General features: G+C 64.3%; 8 protein-coding genes. 3 read left to right on the top strand and 5 right to left on the bottom strand.

Going from position 1 to position 4,296, the window contains the following annotated elements; translation table 11 throughout:
• The 5 genes from A3736_RS00710 to A3736_RS00690 form a co-directional block, all read right to left on the bottom strand.
• Positions 1–183, bottom strand: a 183-nt coding sequence (locus A3736_RS00710; protein WP_197465428.1) for a peptidogalycan biosysnthesis protein, incomplete at its 3' end; no start/stop codon positions are given.
• The gene (locus A3736_RS00705; protein ID WP_067677956.1) at positions 180–971 is read right to left on the bottom strand and encodes a glycerophosphodiester phosphodiesterase family protein; all 792 of its coding nucleotides are present in this window, start codon (positions 969–971) and stop codon (positions 180–182) included. The genes A3736_RS00705 and A3736_RS00710, both read right to left, overlap by 4 nt.
• Positions 952–1,422 (bottom strand): RidA family protein, encoded by a 471-nt coding sequence (locus A3736_RS00700; protein ID WP_067677953.1) that lies wholly within the window; start codon positions 1,420–1,422, stop codon positions 952–954. Before A3736_RS00700 ends, A3736_RS00705 begins: the two co-directional genes overlap by 20 nt.
• The gene (locus A3736_RS00695) at positions 1,419–2,048 is read right to left on the bottom strand and encodes a hypothetical protein (RefSeq protein ID WP_067677950.1); all 630 of its coding nucleotides are present in this window, start codon (positions 2,046–2,048) and stop codon (positions 1,419–1,421) included. Before A3736_RS00695 ends, A3736_RS00700 begins: the two co-directional genes overlap by 4 nt.
• The gene (locus tag A3736_RS00690) at positions 2,045–2,350 is read right to left on the bottom strand and encodes a DUF3572 domain-containing protein (RefSeq protein ID WP_082851226.1); all 306 of its coding nucleotides are present in this window, start codon (positions 2,348–2,350) and stop codon (positions 2,045–2,047) included. The genes A3736_RS00695 and A3736_RS00690 overlap by 4 nt, the downstream gene beginning before the upstream one ends.
• 51 nt (positions 2,351–2,401) lie before the next feature.
• Here A3736_RS00690 and A3736_RS00685 point away from each other — a divergent pair, with 51 nt between their 5' ends.
• From A3736_RS00685 to A3736_RS00675, 3 genes are all read left to right on the top strand, one after another.
• A complete protein-coding gene (locus A3736_RS00685; protein ID WP_067677944.1) occupies positions 2,402–2,770 on the top strand; it encodes a response regulator in 369 nt (122 codons plus the stop codon).
• A gap of 146 nt (positions 2,771–2,916) precedes the next feature.
• The gene (locus A3736_RS00680) at positions 2,917–3,165 is read left to right on the top strand and encodes an acyl carrier protein (protein WP_067677941.1); all 249 of its coding nucleotides are present in this window, start codon (positions 2,917–2,919) and stop codon (positions 3,163–3,165) included.
• 7 nt (positions 3,166–3,172) lie between these two features.
• Positions 3,173–4,296, top strand: a 1,124-nt coding sequence (locus A3736_RS00675; protein WP_067677938.1) for an aminotransferase class I/II-fold pyridoxal phosphate-dependent enzyme, incomplete at its 3' end; no start/stop codon positions are given.

Below are 4,296 nucleotides of genomic sequence, written 5' to 3'. Positions count from 1 at the left end.
ATCTTCACTCTCGATCACGATCGGTGCGCTCTGCCAGCCTGTGCCCGGCCCGACGCTGCCCGAATCTTCCAGCGCGGTGAGGAAAGCGTGGCTGACGAAGGGATTGCCGCCCGCGAGCGCATCCCATTCCTCCGCCGCAAACGCGCCCACCGATCCGCCGATCTTGGCGATACGATCGCTCACGCCGCGCGCTCTTGCGGTTCGGCGGTCGGGAACCCGTTGCCCTCCGCGATGGGCGCATCGGCATGCTCCATCGCGCGTTCGAACTTATGCGGCGTATCGACCGTCCAGCTTGGCAGCGGGAAGCCGCGCGCGCGCAGATCGGTCGCGAAGCGATTGGGCAGAGCGCGGATATCGTAGGCGACGAAATCGGGCCGAGCGGTCCAGAAGGCCAGATGGCGCTGCCAGCGATGCGGCGTCGATCCGTCATCCGTCTCCTTGATCACAAGGCCCAGCGGCGTTTTCGAATTATGCGCGCGGAACCAGCGGGCGACGCGCGGATCGAAGCTCATCACCGCACAGGGGCCGGGATAGCCTTCCAGCGCCTTGCGCACCGCGCGGCAGGTCTTGGCGACATTGTAGCGGGCGCGCGACTTGATCTCGATCAGGATCGGCACCTGACCCGCGACCAAATCCAACAGGTCGGTCAGGCGCGCGATCCGGTGCTCGCTGTCGAGATAGGCGATCTGGGCCAGCTCTTCGGCGGAGTGCGCGGCGATCGGCCCGGTCATACCCGTCAGCCTTTCCAGCTCCCAATCGTGCAGCAGCATCGCTTCGCCATCGCGGCTGCGTTGAATGTCGCATTCGATCCCGTACCCGGCAGCGATCGCTCCGGCGAAGGCCGCCAGCGAGTTTTCCGGCACGCCGGGCTTGTGTAGCCCGCGATGCGCGTAGGTCCACTGCCCGATCCACGCCACGCGGGCCGGATCGGGCGCGCGGGTCAGCAGCCGGTCAAGCGCCCGAAAGAGCAAGGACGGCGTCCACTTCCACAGCGGCGTTCAGCGGAAGGACGGGCACGCCGACCGCGCTGCGGGCATGCTTGCCCTTGTCGCCGAACACTTCGGCCATCAGGTCGGATGCACCGTTCACCACCTTGGGCTGGTCGGTGAAATCGGGCACGCTGGCGACGAAGCCGCCCAGCTTGACCACCCGCTCCACCCGTTCGAGCAGATCGTGCGCTTCGAGTTGCGCGAGGATCATCAGGCCGCAGGCGCGCGCCGCTTCCTGCCCCCGTTCGAGCGTGACGTCCGCGCCGAGCTTTCCGGTCACCAGCTCGCCATCCACGAACGGCAATTGCCCCGAAAGATAGCACTGGTTCCCCTGCACCACGAGCGGCTGATAGCTCGCCACCGGCGCGGCGGCCTTGGGCAGCGTGATGCCGAGTTCCTTGAGGCGGTCGGCAATAGTCTTGGAGGCGCTCATGCGGGTTCCTTTTCCAGTTGTTCCATCAGCCAGGGCAAGGCGCTGGCCCAGTCGTCGATCCGCGCATCGGCGTGACCGGCCCGGTGCGCGCAGGCGATATGCGGCGCGACCAGCGGTTCGCCGACCAGATGCAGCGTGGTGATATCCTTGCCGAAGGTTTCGCGCGCGGACTGGTGGTGCTGCGGCAGATCGTCGATGAAGATCGCACGGTTCGGCTGATATTCGTCGAGAATGCGCTGCAAGGCCGGGCCCTTCGGCCCCTGATTGGTGAAAACCCGCGCATCCAGCCCGTGGGCGAGCAATTGCTCGCGCCGCCGCTCCTGCCGCTTGTCGACGAGATTGGTCAGGATCACGACGTCGGCATGGTTCGACAAGGTGTCGATCGCCTCGAGCGCGCCTTCGATCGGCTTCTGGCGATCCATCTGGGTATCGAAGAATCCACCCAGCAGCGTCCAGACCTCTTCCTGCGGCACGATTTCGCCCGATCCACGCCGCGTCAGCGCATTGCCGAAATCGCCGTCCATCCGGAAATCCACGGCGTGCTCCTCCCCCAGCCAGTCGCGGAAATGGGCGACCATGTGCAGCAGCACTTCGTCGCAATCGGAAACGATCAGGGGGCGGTTCATGAATTCAGGACCTTTGCGGCATGGATCAGCTGGGCAGGCTCGGTCTCGAGCGCTTCGGCGCAGGCGATCAGATCGGGTTCGTGATTGGCGAGGAAATCGAGCACGGCGCCCAGCACGGCGGGATCGCCCAGGCCGGTGCGCAATTCCTGTGCGCTCAGCCCGGTCAGGTCGAGCAGGCGTTCGGCGCGGCGCGGATCCTCCAGCGCCCATCCCAGCGCGCCGAGAGCCAGCGCGCTCGCGCGGTCCTGTGCCGTTTCGCCCTCGGCGCTGGCCCTGGCGGGGAATGGCGAATTGGGATCGATTGTCAGTCTCCGCGGAAATCTCTAGGGGCGGCACCGGATAGGAGCGATGCCGTGGCCAAGCGGATAATGGTTGTCGAGGACAACGATCTCAACCGCAAACTCTTTTGCGACGTGCTGAAAGCGAACGGATACGAGGTCGTGCCCGTAGCCGACGGCCAGGACGTACTCTCCACTGCGACCAAATTTCTGCCCGAGCTGGTCATCATGGATATCCAGCTTCCCAACGTGTCCGGCGTCGAGCTGATCGCGGGCCTGAAGGCCGATGCGCGGCTTGCGCCCACGCCCATCCTCGCCGTTACCGCCTATGCCGGCAAGGGCGACGAGGAGCGTATCCGCGATGCGGGCGCGAGCGATTATCTGGCCAAACCGGTCTCGATCGGCCCGTTCATGCGGGCCGTGCGCGGCCTGCTGGACGATTGAACGACGAGCGATTGGCTGGCCAGCAATTTCAACCGTTTGCCGTGGCGCACCATGCGAGTGCGCTTGACAAGTCCTCCACCCTTGCGCTTGTCCCGCCACCAACCGACGCGATCCTTCGCGTCCACTCATTGAACTGGACCTTTGTCATGGACCGCGCCGAAACCGATGCCCGCATCCGCACGCTGATCGAACCCTTCAACACCAAGGGCGTGACGATCACGGACGACACGACCTTTGCGAACGATCTCGAATTCGACAGCCTGACGGTGATGGATTTCGTCGCCGCGATCGAGGACGAGTTCGACATCATCATCTCGATGAACCAGCAGACCGAGATCGAGACCTACGGCCAATTGGTCGACGCCGTGACCAAGCTTCACGCCGGCAAGGATTGATCCGACGATGAGCGAAGGCATCGCCCAGCCCGACCGTCCCGAAACCTCGGCCCGAACGCCAGAAGGCGGCGAGACGGACCTGTTCTCCAAGTTCGACGACATCATTGCGATGCGCGAAGGCCTGCTTTCACAGGGGCGCGAGGATCCGTTCAATCTGGTGATGGAGCAGGTGCTCTCCCCCACCCGCGCGATCTGCAACGGGCGCGAGACGATCCTGCTCGGCACTTACAATTACATGGGGATGACCTTCGATCCCGATGTGCTCGAAGCGGGCAAGCAGGCGCTCGCCGATTTCGGATCGGGGACCACCGGCAGCCGCGTTCTCAACGGCACCTATCAGGGCCACAAAGAATGCGAGGAGGCGCTGCGCGATTTCTACGGGATGGACCACGCGATGGTCTTTTCCACCGGCTATCAGGCCAATCTCGGCATCATCAGCACGATCGCGGGCAAGGGCGATTACGTCGTGCTCGATATCGATTCCCACGCCAGCATCTGGGACGGATGCGCGATGGGCAAGGCCGAAGTCGTGCCCTTCAAGCACAACGATATCGAGGCGATGGAAAAACGCCTCAAGCGCATTCCCGCTGATGCGGGCAAGCTGGTCATTCTCGAAGGCGTCTATTCGATGCTGGGCGACACCGCGCCGCTGAAGGAGATGATCCGCGTCGCCAAGGAACACGGCGCGATGGTCCTCGTCGACGAGGCGCATTCGATGGGCTTCATCGGCGAAAACGGCCGCGGCGTGGCCGAGGATCAGGGCGTGCTCGACCAGGTCGATTTCGTGATCGGCACGTTCTCGAAGAGCGTGGGCACGGTCGGCGGCTTCTGCGTGTCGAACCACCCCAAATTCGAAATCATGCGGCTGGTCTGCCGCCCCTACGTCTTCACCGCATCGCTTCCGCCCAGCGTGGTCGCCACTGCGGCGACCTCGATCCGCAAGCTCAAGCATGGCGGCAACAAGCGCGCGCATCTGTGGGAAAATTCCCGCATTCTCCACAAGGGCCTGCGCGAACTCGGCTTCGAACTCGGCACGAAGGAAGCCGAAAGCGCCATCATCGCCGTCATCATGCCCGACCTCGAACAGGGTGCGGCGATGTGGGAAGCGCTGATCGAGAACGGCCTCTACGT

Source organism: Erythrobacter sp. HI0063 (assembly GCF_001635685.1).
GTDB lineage: Bacteria > Pseudomonadota > Alphaproteobacteria > Sphingomonadales > Sphingomonadaceae > Qipengyuania.
Note: the sequence above shows the minus strand (reverse complement) of the source record. Positions and strands in the feature narration are given on the sequence as shown.

Coding starts and splice junctions, on each gene's coding strand:
- A3736_RS00680 (WP_067677941.1), top strand. CDS start 2,917: ATGGACCGCGCCGAAACCGATGCCCGCATCCGCACGCTGATCGAACCC.
- A3736_RS00695 (WP_067677950.1), bottom strand. CDS start 2,048: ATGAACCGCCCCCTGATCGTTTCCGATTGCGACGAAGTGCTGCTGCAC.
- A3736_RS00700 (WP_067677953.1), bottom strand. CDS start 1,422: ATGAGCGCCTCCAAGACTATTGCCGACCGCCTCAAGGAACTCGGCATC.